The following is a 20,013-nucleotide window of genomic DNA, read 5'->3' on the forward strand; positions in this document are numbered from 1 at the left end:
CCAAAATCAGGAATCCCATAGGCATGAAATATCGATGCGAAACTCGCGATATGCACAGTGTTTGATATTTCTGACTTCGACTCAAAAACAAAATCAAAAGAACTGCCAACAAATCTGCCCCGGTTACTCATTGCAGCTTATTGGGTACGGTATCACTTTGATGGGTAGCTGCTGCTTGCTCTCAAAAAGGGCGTGGGTATGCCATTGCTTGCGATCTCAAAACAACTCCGCGGATCAATACAATGCTGTCCATATGCCAACGCTGGGTTCGTTTGATGCGGCCCATTTGATGCAATCTCTGAGAAAGACCGCTCTCCCTTGTTGTATCGCTGTGATGGGATGGTCACATGTTCCAGCCGGCATCATTGGGGTTTGAGATAGGTGCTTTGGGACGTACAGTTTGACCGATCCCGCCAGCTTATGTGAAGCCATTCGTTAAGCGCCAGAAGAATGATCCAGGAACGATCTGCGAGGCAGTTTTGCGTTCCACGATCCGGTTTGTTGCTGTAAAAAGTGAGCAGACTCAAGCTTTGGCTGTGGAGTTTAGAACGTGCGATTTTCTGGTCTGACAGAGAACACAGATTATCAATGCCTTGATAGCCAAGGGCCGAATTTATCGCGCTCCGGTCTCTGCAGTATGAACGCGCAATGAACGGGTGGCGGTCGGAGATGTAAGAGGGTTAACAGGAAAGTTATGGCGTAATAGTCGATGAGGCGAGATCAGGAAACCCAGATTGCGACAAAGTGGGAAGAGATCGCGGTTGTTTATTGGACTTGGCTTGCGAATTGCCATGCGGGCCAGCAGCATGTTCCGTCAGCTCAAATAGCTCGGCTATTTATGAGTGTACGCCCTAGCCGTGTGGACAATTATATTTTCATCATATCCCTTCGGGACGTGGCGGATTTTGCCCTGAATGCGTCAAACAGCCTTTGTGGAGGTACACTCCACGATGGCTTATTCTCCTGCTCACAAACAAAACCCTCTCTCGCTATGATCGAAAAATAATTGTCCACACAGCATGAAACAGCATCATCGCTTTACCAAACGCATTGCCAAGCCGATGATAACTGCTCGCCATTCGAAGTCTTAGCAGAGCTCCCGGCATCAGTGCGCCCAGAAATAAAGCCGTATAGTCCCTATCAAATATTTTTGCGACAGATCCGCAACGTAATATTATACGGGTTACTTATACGCTTCATAAAGCTTGCAGTGAATCTGCACCATAATTCCACAAAGGCTTGATATCGACATGCTGCAGCGATGGCCCGCCTCTCTGAGAGGGCCAATACGAACGATCAATCTCAATAAGCAAGGTTGCTCCTCCCGAGTCGGCCGAGAGCTTTCATTCTAGGGAAATCGAATGACTGATAAAACTTCAGTAATTGTTTTTTTTCCTCCGCTTGTGGACTTGGTAGACGATAAGTTTTTCATCAAAGCGGAAGACATCGATGGTAAGCTTTGGGAGCTAGTTGGCCCGATATCTGATGATAAGGTCGCGATGTGGATTCGTGCAGCTCTCACCGCAATGGAAGATGGTTGGGGTTATCTTTCCGCTTTAAGAAATACGCTCTCTGGTACGTGTGGTGAGAGAGATTAAAAAAGCGACTTAGATCGCAATAGCACTTCTTTGGTATCGGACGATTGGCGGACTAGATATAGTGGGCCGCATCCAATCATTGGCAAACTGCTAACTTTTCCAGTCCTTAGGCACATACGAGTAATGCCCGTCGAATTGATTTGACGTCAGATTGGCTTGCACGGAGTGTCTGTTACATGAACGCAAAGAGGAACATTGTGCTCATACGCAATTTTTCGATCGTCTGCATTATATTGTTTTTGTTCGCCTTTTTAATGGCGTATCTTGTTAATACGACGCAAGAAACACATCTGCAATTGCCAGACGCTTCCTTCCACTACGCTCGTTAAATTATTGCGTTTTGCTGTGGTTCTTAACCCGCATTCGCTTGAGGCTTTGTAGTAAGGGGCGTTGTCTTCTTCGTATATCACTGCTTACGAGAAAATTTTCTGCAAGCAATATCACTGCCTCCACGTGATCTGCACATTCCCTCAATATTATCTGAACGCAGCGGCGCGACAAGCGGGTAATAGATGCAATCTGGACCACATAATGTCTCACCGCCGCTTCTCCATTTTCGCTATCGTTGCAGGCGGATGTTTCATCGCTGCCATGCTTGCTTTGCAAGGTCGGAGCAGTTCAGCTCCGGAAGCCGAGGTTGCCTCATCAGCCGTCCCAGTGCGCGCCGAAACTGTTAAAGTCGGTCGCGAACGCGTTCTTCTTACGGATGAACTGCCGGGGCGAGTTGCGGCTTTTAAGAAAGTTGAAATCAGGCCGCAAGTCAGTGGGATCATTAAAAAGAAAGTTGTTGAGGCCGGCTCCCGTGTCAGCGCTGGTCAGATCCTTTTCGAGATTGAACCCGCTTTATTTTTGGCGGATCTGGAAACTGCACGGGCCGCATTGACGCGTGCAGAAAGTGCGCTGGAGCATGCTCGGTCGGGTTTTCAGCGCGCTGAAGCTTTGCTCGCGAGTAAAGCGGCAAGTCTCAAAAATTATGAAGACGCGCGCAATAATCTAACGACGGCGCAGGCAAATCTGGCCGAGGCACGTGCTGTTTTTCACCGTCGTCAGCTTGATCTTGACTTCGCCACCATAAGATCGCCGATTGATGGCTACGTCGGGCGCACCGTCGCGGACGAAGGCTCTCTCGCATCAATTTCGGGGCAGACCGAACTCGCAGTCGTTCAGCAGCTGGAACGTGTTTATGTGGATTTACGCCTGCCTGCGACAAAACTCGATGCCGTGCAATTTGCGGCAGAAGAGAAAATAGGCCAGATTGAGATACTACGTGCCGATGGCAAGCCATATTCCTATCCGGCGAAGCTGGTGCTTTCAGATGTTACGGTTGACACCGTGACGGGCAATGCAACGATCCGAGTGCTCGTTGAGAATCCTGAATTGCAGCTTTTGCCTGGCATGTTTGTTCGTGCCCAAGTGCCAAGCGGATTGCTCTCCGATGTAATACTTGTTCCTGAATATGCTCTCGTTCGGACAGGAGGAGACGACGCCAGTCTCATGGTCGTTGATCCCGACGGGCACGCAAAAAGGCGCAAAATAACGCTTGGAGAGGCCATCGGTCGCCGTGTGGTGGTCAAGTCAGGGCTTCAACCGGGTGAAACCATCGTAATTCGCGGTCAGGACCGTTTGCAGGATGGGATGCTCGTAAACGCCGATCACTCACCAAACGCGACGACTGTGAAAGACAAGATTTAAAGGCCAGATCACCATGCCACAATTCTTCATCAAGCGCCCGGTTTTTGCCTGGGTGATTGCCATATTCATTGCATTGGCTGGTGTTGTTGCGATCCCACAACTGCCGGTTTCACGTTATCCTGTTATCGCACCGCCGAGTATCAGTATTTTCACAACATATACTGGAGCTTCTGTTCAAACGGTCAATGATAGTGTGGTTGCTCCTATCGAAAAGGAACTCTCAAGCGTCAAAAACGTTTTATATTATGAATCGACAGTCGACTCGACAGGTGCTGCGAATATCACGGTGACGTTCAAACCTGGAACGGACCCCGAACTCGCGCAAGTGGATGTTCAAAATAGGTTAAAAAATGCCGAGCCTCGTCTTCCAGAAGTCGTTCGCCGTAACGGAATAAATGTGGAAGCGTCAGAGTCGGGCTTCCTTATGGTCATTGCGCTCAAGTCACGCAGCGGTGAGACAGACGAGCTGAGCCTTGGTGACTATCTGACGCGTAACATCGCCGAGGAGCTCAAACGCGTTCCCGGCGTTGGACGTACCCAACAATTTGGTTCCGAACGTGCAATGCGTGTTTGGGTTAACCCGACGAAACTGGCTGCCTATAACCTGAGCATGTCCGACGTGACGAGCGCGATTGCCCGCGAAAACGCTCAAGTTTCGCCGGGCAGGGTCGGGGACGAACCGACCGTTCCGGGGACCAAAGTTTCAACGCCACTGATTGTGCATGGACAGTTGAACTCACCCGAGGCGTTTGCAGCAATACCTTTGAAAACCCAGACAGATGGCGCGCGGCTGCTGTTGTCCGATGTTGCACGTGTGGAACTTGGCGCACAGACTTTTGCCTTCAGCGTCAGCAGTAACAGCAAGCCTGCTGCTGCAGCGGCGATACAAATGTCGCCGGGTGCCAATGCCGTCAGCACTGCGGCGGCGATCGAAAAGCGGTTAGGTGAACTGCAGGCTACAATGCCGAGTGATCTCTCAGTCTCAATTTCCTACAATACCGCCCCCTTCGTGAAAGTGTCGATTTTGAAGGTGGTGCAGACACTTGTAGAGGCGATGGTTCTGGTGTTCCTCGTGATACTGCTGTTTCTGCAGAAGTTGCGGTACACATTGATCCCAACAATTGTCGCGCCGATCGCGCTGCTTGGCACATTCGCGGTGATGCTGGTTGCCGGTTACACGATCAATGTTTTGACCATGTTTGGCATGGTTTTGGCAATCGGTATCATTGTTGACGACGCCATTGTCGTCGTTGAAAACGTAGAACGGATCATGGCAAGGGAGGGGCTCTCGCCGAAGGAGGCCACTCGCAAAGCAATGCGCGAAATTTCGGGCGCTATCGTCGGGATCACATTGGTTTTGGTCGCCGTCTTTATCCCTATGGGATTGTCCGATGGTTCTGTAGGAGCAATCTACCGCCAATTCACAATGTCGATGGCAGTGTCGATCCTGTTTTCAGCCTTCCTCGCACTTACCCTTACGCCTGCTTTGTGCGCCACTATCCTCAAACCTGTCGGCCCCCACGCAGAAGTGCGTTTCTTTTCGTGGTTTAATACCAAGTTTGACCGTTTAAGTGCACGCTATACCGGCGCTATCGGCTGGATTTTACGGCGTGGTGTTCGGATATTGTTGGTTTACATTTTGCTCTTGGGAGTACTGGGCGTTGGTTACTCTCAACTGCCGACGTCGTTCGTGCCGGAAGAAGATCAGGGAAATTTCATGGCAATGTTCGAGCTGCCGGCTGGTGCCACAGCAGAGCGCACGCGGGAGATTATTGCAAAATATGAAAAACACACGGCATCGCGTGCTGATATTACGGAGAGCATCGTTATTCAAGGTTTCGGATTTTCCGGCTCTGGTCCGAATGCTGCTCAGGCGTTTACCAGTCTTAAGGATTGGAGTGATCGTAAGACAACGGTAAACGACGAGATCGCGGCGGCGCAAGCAGCGATGGCGGATATTCCGGAGGGAACTGCGATGATAATGAAACCACCGGCCATTGAATCGCTGGGAACAACATCTGGTTTCTCCCTTCGCTTGGAGGATCGGGGTAATGCCGGGCCAACAGCACTGAAAGCGGCCGAGAGCGAGTTGATAAGGCTCGCCTCCAAGAGCAAATTGCTCACGGGCGTGATGACGGATGGGCTTCCAGATGGGCAGAGTATTGCGTTGAATATTGATCGCCAGAAGGCGCTGGCTCTTGGTGTTTCTTTTTCAACCGTGAGCGACATGATTTCGACAGCAATCGGGTCAACTTATGTCAACGATTTTCCGAAAGACGGCCGCCTTCAACAGGTAGTCGTGCAAGCCGATGCACAGCATCGTATGCATATTGATGATGTGCTTCGCCTTGAAGTGCGCAATATTGATGGCGCAATGGTTCCCCTGTCGGAGTTTGTCCAGCCTGTCTGGCAAACGACGCCGCTTCAATTGGCGCGCTATAACGGCTACCCTGCTGCTCGTCTTTCAGGTTCCGCTGCGCCGGGCGTTTCGAGTGGAGTGGCAATGTCCGAGATGGAGCGATTGGCAAAACAGTTACCGTCAGGATTTGCGGTTGCGTGGACGGGGCAATCGTTACAGGAAAGACAATCCGCAGCCCAGACGCCAATTCTTTTAGCCGCATCGATGCTCGTGGTATTTCTGGTCTTGGCCGCACTTTACGAAAGCTGGACAATCCCGCTGGCCGTTATGTTGGTTGTGCCGCTTGGCGTGCTCGGGGCTGTGCTGGCTGTGCTGGCACGGGGCATGGAAAATGATGTGTTTTTCAAGGTTGGCGTCATTACGATAATCGGACTTTCTGCAAAGAACGCCATTTTGTTGATTGAATATGCTCGCCATCTGCGCAACGAGGGGCAAAGCCTCAACAGAGCAGTGCTTAAGGCATCACGATTGAGATTCCGGCCAATTCTGATGACTTCACTGGCCTTTATCTTGGGGGTCGTGCCACTCATGATCGCGCGCGGGGCCGGTTCTGAAATTCAGAATGCAATAGGAACAGGGGTTTTTGGAGGAATGTTATCCGCAACCGTCCTGGCTGTTTTCTTTGTACCCTTGTTATATGTAACAATCAGCCGACTAATCAGAGTAAGAAAATAACACCCGTCCGCCGAACCCAGTCGGTACCTTAAATAAACACCCGTCGAAAACGTTTCAGAGATGGTAGATAGCCATGAACAATGCTTTAATTCTTATTGTTGAGGATGAGCCCGAAATTGCTGAAATCATCGAGACGTATCTGTCTCGCGAGGGGTTTCGCGTTGTCACGGCAGGTGACGGAACTGTCGGGTTAGGGCATCATCTTCGTCTTCGCCCTGATCTCGTGGTCCTCGATATTAAATTGCCGGGACAGGACGGCTATGAGGTTTTGGCTGCAATCCGCCGCCGCGGCAATACGCCAGTCATTATGGTGACCGCTTTGGCCGAAGACTTGGATAAGCTGCAAGCGTTACGTATCGGAGCCGATGACTACGTTGTTAAGCCTTTTAATCCGCTTGAGGTCGTAGCGCGTGTGAAAGCCGTCCTGCGAAGAAGTATGGGCGTGCCGACTGAACGTTTGTTGCGCGTGGGGCCGGTAACCGTGGACTTACAGGCGTATCGCGTCACGGTTGAAAGGGACACAGGTCCTCTCACGCTTGAGTTAACAAAGACAGAGTTCCGTATTCTATCCCATATGGCTGCGAGTCTGGGGAAGGTTTTTGAGCGCTCGGAGTTGGTTGATGCGTGTCTGCCCGAAGGTGAAGCGCTCGACCGGACTGTGGATAGCCATGTGAGCAATTTAAGCCGCAAGTTAGCGGCCGCCGGAGCTGATGGATTGCTTACTGGAGTGCGCGGCGTTGGATACCGCTTGGACAATACAAATGGGTAAAAACTTAAACTCATTGATTGTGCGTGCGATGATAATGCTTACGCTGATAATGCTTACGCTGTTGGCGTTCGCTGTGGTTTACTTCGGGCTGACGGCTTACTTTTTTTTCATTTATGAATGGCTTTACCCCGATTTCACCAATGATGACGTGCTTCGGACGGGCGATATCATAACTCTGGGCCTTCTCTTAGGAGTGGGTATATCGACAGCTTCAGTGCTTGGGTGGGTTCTTGCAAAGCGGATTGTCGACCCGTTGAAGTCGGTTGCGAATGCGGCGCGCAAGATTGCAAATGGTGACTTCTCTGCACGCGCCAGTTTACGACACGAAAACTTCGGCGAGGCAAGGGATTTGGTTAATGACTTCAACCAAATGGCGGAGCGATTGCAGCGTGCTGAGGCTGAGTTGCAATATTCCAATTCAGCGATCGCGCATGAGTTGCGGACACCGCTGACGATACTTCGCGGCCGCCTGCAAGGTCTGCTGGATGGAGCCTTTTCACCCAGTAGTGAATCCTATGCACGCCTTATCGGGCATGTCGACGACCTGTCGGCAATTGTCGAGGAATTGCGCACACTCGCACTCGGCAACGCTGGCAAACTTGACCTGCAGTGCACCCAATTTGACTTAGCGACAGAGGCTGAGAGCGTTCTTGCATCGCTGGAAGATCAGTTCGAAAAATCTGGGATCAAAACGGTGTCCGCGCTTGGCCATGCAGTTACAGTCGCTGACCGTTGGCGTGTGCGGCAGGCTTTCATAGCCTTGCTTGAGAATTGTTGCCGTTACGCACCGCAAAGCACTGTGTCCGTCGAGACCGGCGTCGCAGGCGAACACGTTTTTTTCCGCTGTAGCGACACGGGGCCAGGCCTCTCCGAGGAAAGCCGATTACGGGCTTTCGAACGCTTCTGGCGCGCTGACGATTCGAGGGGGCGGGGCAGGGGCGGATCCGGTCTCGGCCTATCAATTGTGAAAGCGATTGCACAGGCGCATGGAGGGGACGCCCGTATTCTCCCCCTTAAAAACTCCGGCTTTGGGATCGAAATCCGCATTCCGATCCGAGAAACCACGGCTTCGAATTGAGAGAACCAATGTCTCCAACGCCTCAAAACCCAGACGATTATGATAGTCTTGCCGCGCAGCACGTCTCATTGCGGCGTGTGTTAGCACTCTTCAGGCCTTACCGGAAAAGGATCGCGACTGTTATTGTGCTGATGTTGATCGCATCGGCAACCGGATTGGCAGGGCCTTTTCTTTTGCGTGCGATTATCGATGATGCATTGCCCCGAAATGACCTCAAACTGTTGAGCTTGCTTGTGGCAGGTATGATCCTTGTCGCGCTCGTGTCAGCCATAATCGGCGCATGGCAGGTGGTTCTAAGTTCACGTATCGGACAGGCTGTTCTGCATGACCTGAGGGTGAAATTATACGCCCATCTCCAGAATCTTTCACTTCGGTTTTTCACGGGCACCCGCGTAGGGGAGGTGCAGTCCAGAATTGCAAATGACGTTGACGGTCTTCAATCGCTTGTCAGTGATACGGCTAATGAGCTCGGGCGCTCGCTCAGTTCTGTCATTATGACGTCTATCGCCATTATTATTCTCGACTGGCGATTGGCGCTCCTCGTACTGCTTATCGTGCCAGGAACACTTATTATCAGCGGCCGTGTTGCCCGGGCACGCGAGGCTATCACCTTTCAGCAACAGGGCCGCGCCGCCGATTTGTCGGTTGCCGTGCAAGAAACACTTTCTGCCTCCGGTATCATCCTCGCTCGCACAATGGGCCGTGCCGCGCATTTAAATCAGCGATTTAACCGCATCTCAGGTGATCTCGCGCAACTTGAGGTGAGATCGCGCACGGCTGGTGAGTGGCAGTGGTCGCTGATCGGCTTCGCTCTTGCTGTTTTACCGGCATTCACTTTGCTTGCAGGAGGCGTGTTGATGCAAACACAGAACCCGGCAACCATAGGGACACTTGTGGCTATGATCGCTCTTCAAGAGCAATTGCTTTGGCCATTTGAACAATTACTCGAAATCGGCCGTGATGCGCGCAAGACACGGGCATTATTCGCGCGCATATTTGAGTATTTAGACAAGCCAGTGGAAATCACCGAGCGAGCAAATGCGAAAACTATTCCTCGGTCTGCGATGAAGGGAGAGGTGGAACTGGACCATGTCAGCTTTAATTATGGCGAGGAGGGCCGTTCTGCTTTGCACGACGTTAGTCTTACCATTAAAGCGGGCAGCAATGTCGCGATTGTGGGACAAACCGGTTCCGGAAAGACGACACTTGGCTACCTTTTGGCGCGGCTTTATGACGTCGATAGCGGCGCCATCCGGTTTGACGGCGTTGATTTGCGTGACCTCAGCTTCCAGTCTCTATCAGAAATGCTGGGGGTTGTTTCTCAAGAGCCCTATCTTCTGCACGCTACAGTCGCAGAAAACCTGCGTTTCGCGAAACCTGAAGCAACCGATGAGGAACTTTATGCTGCGGCTAAGACCGCCCAGATCCATGACCATATCATCGGTTTACCCGACGGTTACGACACAATCGTAGGGGAAGATGGCTATCGCTTTTCGGGTGGTGAAAAGCAACGTCTGGTTTTAGCCAGAACCATTCTCCGAAATCCTCCGGTGCTCTTGCTCGATGAGGCGACGAGTGCCCTTGATACCCGTACCGAACGTGCAATGTCATCGGCTTTGGCACGCATGTCGAAGGGCCGCACGACGATAACCATTGCTCATCGATTGTCCACTATACGCCATGCCGATGTTATTGTGGTTATGCACGCAGGACGGATCGTAGAACAAGGTAACCATGACGCGCTTGTGGCTCTCAACGGAGCTTATGCAGAACTGTTGCGAAATTCATGATGGGCTTTAGGGCATTTCATTCAGCCTCAGCGACAATCGCGGGCATCGAAGCGGCCCGCATGATCCGTAGATGTCAAGCCGACAACGACAATCAGCCACCATCCCAGTTATTTGCGGAGCTTGCAGCATAGGTGCATCCGACGATCTGGCTGCTTTCAGCCTGATCGAATTTTTGCGACAAAACCCATTGCGACAACGTTTCTGCAACATCCACGCCAACGCAAAGCGTACAAATCTATTGCAATGTATTGTTTATTGGCATACACAGAGCCCGACATTTGTATGGATATGATACTGTCATGTAGGTGATTTTCCGCACCTACAGTCCAAGGGTGCTGATATGAATTACGACAAGTCTTTCGAAGATCTGCTTGCTGATATGAAGCTCGACGGCCGCTACCGAACATTTGCTGAATTAGAGCGGATTGCCGGGGAATTTCCGACGGCGCTCTGGCATCGTCCAGACGGGCAAAAACAGCGCGTCACAGTCTGGTGCAGCAACGACTACCTCGGAATGGGCCAGCACCCGGACGTGCTCGCCGCAATGCACGAGGCCATCGATCTTTCGGGAGCCGGCACGGGCGGAACGCGCAATATTTCGGGCACCAATCGTCAGCACGTCGCCCTTGAGGCTGAACTGGCCGATCTGCACGGAAAAGACGCTGCGCTAATCTTCACATCGGGCTGGATCTCGAACCTTGCCGCTCTCGGTACGCTGGGTCGCGTTCTGCCAAACTGCGCAATCTTCTCGGATGCTCAGAACCACAACTCGATGATCGAAGGTATCCGCAGATCCGGCGCGGATAAATTTATCTTCCGTCACAACGATGCAGCACATCTCGATGAACTCATGAGCGGGATCGACCCGGATCGTCCAAAGATCGTCGCGTTTGAGAGCGTCTACAGCATGGATGGCGACATCGCCCCAATTTCGGCCATCTGTGATGTGGCGGATAAGCACGGAGCTCTGACTTACCTTGATGAAGTTCATGCCGTGGGCCTTTATGGACAGCGCGGCGGCGGTGTTGCCGAGCGCGAGGGGCTTGCGCATCGCCTGACAATCATCGAGGGAACACTCGCAAAGGCATTTGGTGTGATGGGTGGCTATGTCACCGGACCGGCGATTTTGATCGACGTCATCCGTAGCATGGCGGACAGCTTCATTTTCACGACCTCGCTGTGTCCGCATCTCGCAGCCGGGGCGCTCGCAGCCATACAACACGTCAAGGCGCATCCTGAGGAACGGGCGCGCCAGGCAGCCAATGCAACCCGTCTCAAGGCGATGATGAATGATGCAGGGTTGCCCGTCCTTGACACCCCAAGCCACATTCTTCCCGTCATCGTCGGCGATGCGCATCTGTGCCGTCTGATCAGCGAACGACTTCTCACCGAGCACGCGATCTACGTCCAGCCAATCAATTACCCCACTGTGGCTCGTGGGCAGGAAAGGCTTCGCATAACACCGACGCCATTCCACACTGAAGCTCATATGCGTTCGCTTATCGATGCTCTTCTCGCTGTAGGCAGCGATATTGGTTGGCCCGCCATACAGCGCGCTGCCTGATAGCGCGCCTTCTCGAGAATACGCCGTTTCGAAGTGTCATTGCCTCAGCTCGTCTGCTCATGGCGTCATGGCCTGGCTCGACAGTCCTGACGGCTGGAAAACACCACTGGAAACGGCGCATTCGCTAACGTTTCCTCCGTTCACATAATAATCCTGGAAAGATTCAGAATCATGGATTGGTTCCCCATCATTGCCGGCATATTCAAAGCCATCGTTTTGGTTGTGGCTATGTTTTTCGCCATCAAATGGCATTATAATAAGGATAAAGAGGAGAAGGAGAAGAAAATGGGGGAGAATAAGGAATCCAACAGGCCATAACTGCTTGTGTAGTTCTCCAACGCTTTGAATTTTTGGGTATATCCAGTGAAGCGGCAGTTGCCCCTTGATGGGGCGGCTGGGCAGAATGGCAATTGATCAGGGCGTAACTCGCTCAGACCGCGAATGACGTGATGTCCTTGCCGCGCTCTTAGAACTTTATGTGCAGCACGATCTCCGCTTCCCTTTGGTATCCATACATGATATTAGAACTGTATGTTAATAAGCCATACAGTTTGAGGGGTCGAAATGTGGAAGCCGCGACTGATCGAAAACGCGAGGATGAAATATCTCGGTATCGTAGAGGCGTTGGAAGCCGATATTCGCTCCGGAAGGGTTGCCGGGGGAGATCGGTTGCCGGCGCAGCGCGTGATCGCTGAGGCGCTTAACGTCGATCTCACCACAGTCACGCGTGCCTGCAATGAAGCCCGCCGCCGGGGGCTCGTTGAGGCACAAGCGGGCCGTGGGACGTTCATCCGTGAGGCACTCAATAGCGAGCCTCATGATCATGCACCGCCGCTGATTGACCTGAGCATGAACATTCCTTCACAGCCGTCTGATGTCGATTTCAGAAAGGTTTTTCCCAGTGGAATCGCGGGGGTTCTCGGGGGCACGCGCGGGCTGCTTAATCTTCATTATCAGGAAAGCACAGGATCAGAACCGGACAGGCAAGCCGCAGCAAGCTGGCTTCGTCCCCGGATTGAAAGGGTTACGCCGGACCGCATCGTCGTCTCAGGGGGTGCACAGAGCGCATTGTTCGCCGTGTGTGAACTGCTGCTTGATCGGGGTGACATATTGGCGACCGGCGCCATGACCTATCCCGGCCTCAAGGCGGTTGCTGTTCAGAAAGGGATGGTGATTGAACCTCTGGCAATGGACGAGCAGGGGATCATTCCAGACGCCTTCGAAAAGCTGTGCCGCGAGCGTTTGCCAAAGGCGATTTATGTCATTCCCAGCATCGACAATCCGACCACTGCGACCTTGCCGGAAGACCGCCGTCGGGCTTTGGTTTCTATAGCACTCAAGAATGGTGTCGCGGTCATCGAGGATGACCCCTATGCACCACTGATACCGGATCGCACGGTTTCGATGATGGAATTGGCGCCCGACATCACCTGGCACATCGCCACGCTTTCCAAATGTGCAAGCCCGGCTTTGCGGGTTGCCTATGTGATTGCGCCCAACAGCACGAAGGCTCTTCGACTTGCCGGTGTGCTGCGCGCGACGACCCTGATGGCTCCGCCGCTTATGTCAGCCTTGGCAAGCCGATGGATTTCGGACGGCACGATGAGCGAGATTACCCGCTCCATTCGGGACGAGAACGCAGCGCGTCAAGAGCTGGCCCGATCAATCCTCAAAGGTCATGATTACGCGGCCGACCCCCATGGTCACCATTTATGGCTGCACCTGCCTCAACATTGGCGCGCGGCTGACTTTGCTGCGCATGCTGACCGTGCCGGTGTCTCAATCGTCCCCTCTTCCGCCTTCGCAACCGTTGCACATCCCATTGAAGCCGTCAGGATTTCCCTTGGCGTCGCGCCAGACCGCGAAGATCTCGAAGATGGCCTCAATCAGCTTGCCAACCTTATCACGCAGCCCTCACTCAGCACGCGCGCCGTCGTGTGATTTTCAGGATTGTTTGCCATGTCCCTCATCAAAGCCGCAGTCGTTCAAGCCGCTCCCGTCCTGTTCAACACATCCAAGACGGTAGCGAAGCTCGCTGAGTTAACCCGCGAAGCCGCAGGCCGAGGTGCCGAGCTCGTTGTTTTCCCGGAGGCTTTTGTCGGAGGCTATCCGAAGGGTTTGGATTTCGGTGCCCGGCTTGGGCTTCGAAGCGCGGAAGGCCGCGAAGAGTTCCGCCGTTATTTCGAGAGTGCCATTGATATTCCAGGCCCGGAGGCATCGCGCATCGGTGAGATCGCACGGGACAATGGCGTGCATTTGGTCGTGGGTATCATTGAGCGGGATGGCGGCACGCTCTACTGCTCGACCCTGACCTACTCTCCTGCAGGCAAGCTTCTCTACAAGCACCGCAAGCTGATGCCAACGGCGCTGGAGCGACTGGTCTGGGGCTTTGGCGATGGCTCGACGATCGGCGTGGTCGACACACCGATCGGGCGCATCGGTAGTGTCATATGCTGGGAAAACTATATGCCGCTGCTTCGAGCCGCCATGTATGCGCAGGGCGTGGAGCTCTATTGTGCGCCGACAGTAGATGACCGTGATGCCTGGCTTCCGACCATGCGCACGATTGCCCTTGAAGGCCGCTGTTTTGTGATCTCGGCGTGCCAATACCTCACGAGGAGCGATGGCCCTGCCGATTATGCGCCGATTCAGGGTGATGATCCGAGCACCGTGTTGATCCGAGGCGGTTCATGCATCATTGACCCGCTCGGAAATGTGCTGGTGGAACCCGATTTCACCGGTGAGACGATCCAGATTGCCGAAATCGACCGACGCATCATTGCGCGCGGAAAATATGACCTTGACGTTGCCGGGCATTATGCGCGGCCGGACGTCTTCCAACTCTCTGTCGATACACGAAAGAAATCTGCTGTTACGTTTGAGAGCGGGCAGTTCTCTCTTTTTGGTGAGGATAACAGCGAAATTCCTCAGTCGCAGGAGGCTGCAAAATGCTCGGACTGACCGCTCTTGAGCTGGCTCGTATCCAGTTTGGTTTCACCATCTCGTTTCACATCGTGTTTCCCGCGATCACGATAGGGCTTGCGAGTTATCTCGCCGTTCTCGAAGGGCTTTGGCTTTGGAAAAAAGATACCGTCTATCGCGATCTTTATCATTTCTGGTCGCAGATTTTCGCGGTCAATTTCGCGATGGGCGTCGTGTCCGGGCTCGTCATGGCTTACCAGTTCGGAACCAATTGGAGTTACTTTTCAGCCTTTGCCGGATCGATAACGGGGCCACTGCTCGCTTATGAAGTTTTGACGGCATTTTTTCTTGAAGCCGGCTTTCTCGGTGTCATGCTGTTCGGCTGGAATAAGGTCGGACCGGGCCTTCATTTCTTTGCGACCGTCATGGTGGCGATCGGCACCTTGATCTCCGCCACATGGATTCTGGCATCAAATAGCTGGATGCAGACGCCGCAAGGGTTTGAGATCGTCAATAACGTCGTCGTGCCGGTGGACTGGTTCAAGGTTATTTTCAATCCGTCCTTCCCCTATCGGCTTGCCCACATGACCGTGGCGGCCTTTCTGGCAACGGCGCTTTTTGTCGGCGCTTCAGGTGCGTGGCATCTGCTGCGAGGTCGCAGAGATGCGCGCGTGCGGAAAATGTTCTCCATGGCCATGTGGATGATTTTGGCGGTTACGCCCGTACAGATCTTTATTGGTGACTTGCATGGCCTGAACACGCTTGAGCATCAACCCGCAAAGGTCGCAGCCATGGAAGGCCATTGGCGAAATGTGCCAGGCGCTGGTGTGCCGCTCATTTTGTTCGGCTGGCCGGACATGGAAAGCGAGGAAACCCTCTACAAAATTGAGATCCCAAGGCTGGGTGGGCTCATTCTGACGCATAGCCTTGACGGGCAGTATCCGGGGCTAAGTGAATTCGCCCGTGAAGATCGCCCGAATTCAACGGTGGTGTTCTGGTCGTTCCGCATCATGGTCGGTCTTGGCATGCTCATGCTCCTGCTCGGTGTCTGGAGCGTCTGGTTGCGGTTGCGCAGTGGGCTATATGTACAAAAATGGTTCCTGCGCTTCGCAATCTGGATGGGGCCATCGGGTCTGATCGCAATTCTGGCGGGATGGTACACGACCGAAATCGGTCGCCAACCCTGGCTGGTCTATGGCGTGATGCGCACTGCGGATGGGGTGTCGAACCATTCGGCGCTCGCACTATCGACCACACTGATCATCTTCATGGTCATGTACTTCGCCGTCTTTGGTACGGGTGTCAGCTATATGCTGAAGCTGGTCACCAAAGGGCCTGCCAAGAGTGAAGACGCAAACCCGCCGCGTGATCCGGGCCAGTCTCAACGGCCAGCGCGGCCCTTGTCAGCTGCTCCCGATAATATTGACTCAACGATTGTTTAAAGAGGAGAAAAAATATGGGCATTGATCTTCCTCTTATATGGGCGCTTATCATCGGCTTCGGTCTTATGATGTATGTCATCATGGACGGTTTCGATCTTGGCATTGGCATTCTGTTCCCTTTCGTTCGCAACCGGGACGACCGCGACGCTATGGTCAATAGCGTTGCGCCTGTCTGGGACGGAAACGAGACCTGGCTCGTGCTGGGCGGTGCTGCTTTGCTGGGCGCCTTCCCGCTGGCTTATGCCGTTATCCTTAGCGCCCTATATTTTCCGCTTCTTCTCATGTTGGCGGGTCTGATCTGGCGAGGCGTGGCATTCGAGTTTCGCTTCAAGGCGGATGAGGGGCACAAGGCGTTCTGGGATAAGGCTTTCATGTGGGGTTCCTACATTGCCACTTTTTCCCAAGGACTTGCGCTTGGCGCCTTTATCAACGGCTTCGAAGTCCGGGACGGTTCGTATGTTGGCGGTATGTTTGATTGGTTGACACCGTTTAGCCTGTTCACGGGTGTCGGCATGTTGCTCGCCTATGCCTTGCTCGGAGCGACATGGCTTGTGATGAAAACCGAGGGCGCTCTTCAGCAGCGTATGCGACAACTTGGCCGCCCGATTACCGTAGCAGTACTGGTGACGATCGTGATTGTCAGCCTCTGGACGCCATATGCCAACCCTGACATTGCAGCGCGCTGGTTCGCACTGCCGAACCTGTTCTTCTTTATGCCAGTGCCCATACTGGTTGCCTTAGCCACATGGATTCTTCTGAAAACCTTGTCAGGCAAAAGCCATGCCGCACCATTCCTGCTTTCGCTTTTACTGTTGTTCTTAGGTTATTCGGGACTGGCAATCAGCTTGTGGCCGAACATCATCCCGCCGGCTATCTCAATATGGGATGCTGCCTCGCCCCCTCAAAGCCTGGGTTTCACACTGGTCGGAGCGTTGTTTATCATTCCGTTCATCCTCGCCTACACCGCATGGTCCTATTATGTGTTCCGAGGCAAGGTTAAGGTGGGGGAAGGATATCACTAATGGCCGACGCTCCTCACCATCAGAAACTGTGGCTGCGGCGTGTTGGTTGGATGGTTCTGATCTGGACTGGCAGCGTGGTGGCACTGGCAATCGTCGCGCTTCTCTTTCGCCTCTTGATGAACCTGGCCGGTATGACCGTTTGACGGTTTGGCTGTTGATTACGACTGAGAATTGGCCCGATTTGGGCCAATATTTCCATTGAGAATGGTAATATCGCGGCGATAGGATATCAACGATATTGGATTGCTAGGGGGCACAGTTTTCCCAAAAGTGTCATCCTGCACGCCGTTTTCTTTTTATATGCGTTATCCAGTTTCCTATCGTGATCTTCAGGAAGCTCTGGCCAAAGCGCATGCTTTAAAACAGCACGGTTAAAGTCACGGGCAGCGAAGTGGCGCATATGATACGCAAGAAACAATTTGCAAATGACAATCGCTCGCCATTCAAAGCCTTTGCAGAACGCGCAGCATAAGTGCGTCCCAAGATCTGGCCGCTTTTAACGTGACAAAAACTTTGCGGCAGAACCTGTCAAGCTGTTTAAGCAAGTCTGCAAGCTGGCTGAACTGAGGTTTGTGCGCTTTTGCGATGGCTCTGCGCAAGGCGCTGATGGTGGTTTCAAATGAAATTTATGTGGGTCCCGAAAGCTCGCATCCGCTATTTTGTTTCGGATTCAATCACCCGCAATTTTACAATTTGCAATCTCTGAAAAAATTCGGCTATTATTTAACAAATGTCAAAAAATGAGCGGCCGACAAAATATAGCAACAATCGAACCACGTCAGGCCTCTCAGAAAAATTGATCGGAAACGCTTGATTACAAGGGGTTTCAGGTTGCGAACCGAAAAGTGTTGACAAACGATAGTGACTACTGACAAATGTCAGAGTCAAGTGGCATATAGCCTATGAGCTTGGTAGCACCAGTTCATTTGAGGGTGGGAGCCCTCGATATTGGGAGGAGATGACGTGTCATCGAATAGCGTGGACAGGCAGACGCTTTTTCTGCTTTTGATCAATATTGCTGTGCTCGCTGCCGGGGCCATTTTTGCCGGCGCGAATTTTATGGACAGCTATAATTTGCAGTCCATGGCATCGCAGGTTCCCGAACTCGGGCTTCTGGCGCTCGGTGTCATGCTCGCCATGATTTCGGGAAATGGCGGCATTGATCTGTCGGGCATCGCACTTGCCAATCTGGCAGGTATCATCGCTTTTTTGCTCACACGTAATTTCATTCCGGTCGCGGATGCACCGCTTCTCTTTTCATGGGTCTTCGCTGGTCTGGCGTTGTGCGTGGGACTGCTGGGCGGATTTATCAACGGCATCATGATTGCCTATGCGCGTCTCACGCCGCTGATTGCCACGCTTGGAACGCAGCTTGTTTTTACCGGATTTGCGGTATTCCTCACCAATGGTTCTGCGATCAGCCTGGGCTATATCGAGCCGCTCGATAATTTCGGCAATATGCCAATTCTGAGCATCCCGATGTGCTTTGCCCTGTTTCTGGCTATCGCTGCATTGCTGGCATTTTTGCTCAAATATACCCCGTTCGGTGTCAAGTTGATGCTGTTGGGCAGCAATTCCAAGGCGGCACGCTATGGCGGCATCAACGAAAAGCGTATGCTGCTTGTCACCTATACGCTCTGCGGTGTGCTGGCTTCGGTTGCAGGTATTATCATTGCGGCCCGTAACTCTTCGGTAAAATGGGATTACGGCGGCTCTTATGTGCTTATTGCAATCCTGATCGCGGTGCTTGGCGGCGTAAAGCCTGAAGGTGGTTACGGCAAAGTGCTGTGCGTGCTTCTCGCTGCAACAGCCCTTCAGATTCTCTCAAGCCTGTTCAATTTCATGAACATTTCCAATTTTTTCCGCGATTTGGCGTGGGGCGTTTTGCTTTTGGTTTTGCTGGCATCGGCCCGTGTGCACCTCGGTTACTGGTTTCGGCTGAGACGATGATCAATTCTCTTATGGGTTTAGCCGGGAGGAAACGTGCTGGCCCAAAGGAGTGACGTTCGAGAATAAGCATCTTTTATCATTGGAGGAGAAATATGCGTACACTTTCAAAACTTATGGCGTGCACAATGCTCGCAGGCGCAATGATGGCCGGAACTGCCATCGCGCAAGACAAGCCGACGATTACAACGGTTGTGAAGGTTACCGGCGAAAACTGGTTTACCCGCATGAACGAAGGCGTCGATGCTTATGGCAAAGACAACCCCAATGTCATCACAAACCAGGTCGGCCCAGCAAAGGCTGATGCGGCTCAGCAGGCACGCATTCTTGAAGACCTTGTCGCCAAGAATGTCTCTGCGATTGCGGTCGTGCCAATGGACCCATCTGCCCTTGAAGGCGTTCTGCGTCGTGCAGCACAGCGTGGTATCAAGGTTATTGCCCATGAAGGCGATAGCCTGACCAATGTCGATGTCGACATTGAAGCGTTTGACAACAAGGCTTTTGGCAAACGCATCAATGAAGCGCTTGCAAACTGCATGGGCAAGTCTGGCAAGTGGACTTCATTTGTGGGTTCGCTGGGTAGTCTGACCCACAACCAGTGGGTGGATGCGGGTGCTGAAAATGCAAAGCAGTATCCGGAAATGGAACTGGTTGCCGAAAAGAATGAGTCCTTCAACGATGCCAACAAGGCCTATGAGAAGGCCAAGGAAATTCTGCGTAAATATCCCGACATCAAGGGCTTTCAGGGATCGTCTGCGATTGACGTGATCGGTATTGGCCGCGCGGTTGAAGAAGCAGGGCTTCAGGATAAGACCTGCGTTTATGGCCTTGGTTTGCCAAAAGATAGCGGTCCTTATCTTGATACCGGCGCGGTGGATCAAATCTTCTTTTGGGACCCCAAGGATGCCGGTTATGTGATGAACAAGGTCGCTGATCTGGTTCTGCAGGGTCAGGAAATCAAGGACGGAATGGACCTTGGTGTTCCCGGCTATGAAAAGGTGACCGTGGTAAAGGGGCCTGGCAAGGGCGTCATCATTCAGGGTCAGGCTTGGGTGGATGTCGATAAGTCCAACTATAAGGACTATCCGTTTTAAT

15 protein-coding genes and 3 pseudogenes are annotated in these 20,013 nt (G+C 52.8%); all 18 read left to right on the forward strand.

Annotated features, from left to right (window positions below):
• Positions 1-339 precede the first annotated feature (339 nt).
• A pseudogene (locus OPR82_RS21165) lies at positions 340-566 on the forward strand (IS110 family transposase); the annotation flags it as partial.
• Positions 567-1,361: 795 nt separating this feature from the next.
• Positions 1,362-1,598 carry a hypothetical protein gene (locus tag OPR82_RS21170; protein ID WP_265986939.1) on the forward strand — a complete coding sequence of 79 codons (237 nt, stop codon included), beginning with the start codon at positions 1,362-1,364 and terminating at the stop codon, positions 1,596-1,598.
• A 531-nt stretch (positions 1,599-2,129) separates the two neighbouring features.
• The gene (locus tag OPR82_RS21175; RefSeq protein ID WP_265986940.1) at positions 2,130-3,290 is read left to right on the forward strand and encodes an efflux RND transporter periplasmic adaptor subunit; all 1,161 of its coding nucleotides are present in this window, start codon (positions 2,130-2,132) and stop codon (positions 3,288-3,290) included.
• 13 nt (positions 3,291-3,303) lie between these two features.
• Complete coding sequence (locus tag OPR82_RS21180) at positions 3,304-6,384, forward strand: multidrug efflux RND transporter permease subunit (RefSeq protein ID WP_265986941.1); 3,081 nt, start codon at positions 3,304-3,306, stop codon at positions 6,382-6,384.
• Positions 6,385-6,457: 73 nt separating this feature from the next.
• The gene (locus OPR82_RS21185; RefSeq protein WP_265986942.1) at positions 6,458-7,153 is read left to right on the forward strand and encodes a response regulator; all 696 of its coding nucleotides are present in this window, start codon (positions 6,458-6,460) and stop codon (positions 7,151-7,153) included.
• Positions 7,095-8,231, forward strand: coding sequence for a sensor histidine kinase (locus OPR82_RS21190; protein WP_265986943.1), 1,137 nt, complete (start codon positions 7,095-7,097; stop codon positions 8,229-8,231). Before OPR82_RS21185 ends, OPR82_RS21190 begins: the two co-directional genes overlap by 59 nt.
• 8 nt (positions 8,232-8,239) lie before the next feature.
• Positions 8,240-10,021, forward strand: a complete 1,782-nt coding sequence (locus tag OPR82_RS21195) for an ABC transporter ATP-binding protein (protein WP_265986944.1) — start codon at positions 8,240-8,242, stop codon at positions 10,019-10,021.
• Positions 10,012-10,152 (forward strand): annotated as a pseudogene (locus OPR82_RS21200) (IS6 family transposase); the annotation flags it as partial. The gene OPR82_RS21195 and the pseudogene OPR82_RS21200, both read left to right, overlap by 10 nt.
• A 209-nt stretch (positions 10,153-10,361) precedes the next feature.
• The gene (hemA, locus tag OPR82_RS21205) at positions 10,362-11,585 is read left to right on the forward strand and encodes a 5-aminolevulinate synthase (RefSeq protein WP_265986945.1); all 1,224 of its coding nucleotides are present in this window, start codon (positions 10,362-10,364) and stop codon (positions 11,583-11,585) included.
• A gap of 171 nt (positions 11,586-11,756) precedes the next feature.
• On the forward strand, positions 11,757-11,903 hold the full coding sequence (locus OPR82_RS21210; protein ID WP_265986946.1) for a hypothetical protein: 147 nt from the start codon (positions 11,757-11,759) through the stop codon (positions 11,901-11,903).
• A 246-nt stretch (positions 11,904-12,149) separates the two neighbouring features.
• Positions 12,150-13,526: an aminotransferase-like domain-containing protein gene (locus OPR82_RS21215; protein WP_265986947.1), complete on the forward strand. Its 1,377-nt coding sequence runs from the start codon at positions 12,150-12,152 to the stop codon at positions 13,524-13,526.
• Positions 13,527-13,544: 18 nt separating this feature from the next.
• A complete protein-coding gene (locus OPR82_RS21220) occupies positions 13,545-14,546 on the forward strand; it encodes a carbon-nitrogen hydrolase family protein (RefSeq protein ID WP_265986948.1) in 1,002 nt (333 codons plus the stop codon).
• A complete protein-coding gene (locus tag OPR82_RS21225; protein ID WP_265986949.1) occupies positions 14,534-15,949 on the forward strand; it encodes a cytochrome ubiquinol oxidase subunit I in 1,416 nt (471 codons plus the stop codon). The genes OPR82_RS21220 and OPR82_RS21225 overlap by 13 nt, the downstream gene beginning before the upstream one ends.
• A 14-nt stretch (positions 15,950-15,963) precedes the next feature.
• Positions 15,964-16,971, forward strand: a complete 1,008-nt coding sequence (gene cydB / locus OPR82_RS21230) for a cytochrome d ubiquinol oxidase subunit II (RefSeq protein WP_265986950.1) — start codon at positions 15,964-15,966, stop codon at positions 16,969-16,971.
• Positions 16,971-17,114, forward strand: coding sequence for a DUF2474 domain-containing protein (locus OPR82_RS21235; RefSeq protein WP_265986952.1), 144 nt, complete (start codon positions 16,971-16,973; stop codon positions 17,112-17,114). Before cydB ends, OPR82_RS21235 begins: the two co-directional genes overlap by 1 nt.
• A 239-nt stretch (positions 17,115-17,353) precedes the next feature.
• Positions 17,354-17,443, forward strand: a pseudogene (locus OPR82_RS21240) (IS6 family transposase); the annotation flags it as partial.
• A gap of 491 nt (positions 17,444-17,934) precedes the next feature.
• A complete protein-coding gene (locus OPR82_RS21245; RefSeq protein WP_265986953.1) occupies positions 17,935-18,921 on the forward strand; it encodes an ABC transporter permease in 987 nt (328 codons plus the stop codon).
• Between the two features lie 92 nt (positions 18,922-19,013).
• Complete coding sequence (locus tag OPR82_RS21250; protein ID WP_265986954.1) at positions 19,014-20,012, forward strand: substrate-binding domain-containing protein; 999 nt, start codon at positions 19,014-19,016, stop codon at positions 20,010-20,012.
• The last annotated feature ends 1 nt before the right edge of the window (position 20,013 follow it).

The sequence above is a fragment of the Ochrobactrum chromiisoli genome (assembly GCF_026241335.1).
In the GTDB taxonomy this organism is placed as follows: domain Bacteria; phylum Pseudomonadota; class Alphaproteobacteria; order Rhizobiales; family Rhizobiaceae; genus Brucella; species Brucella chromiisoli.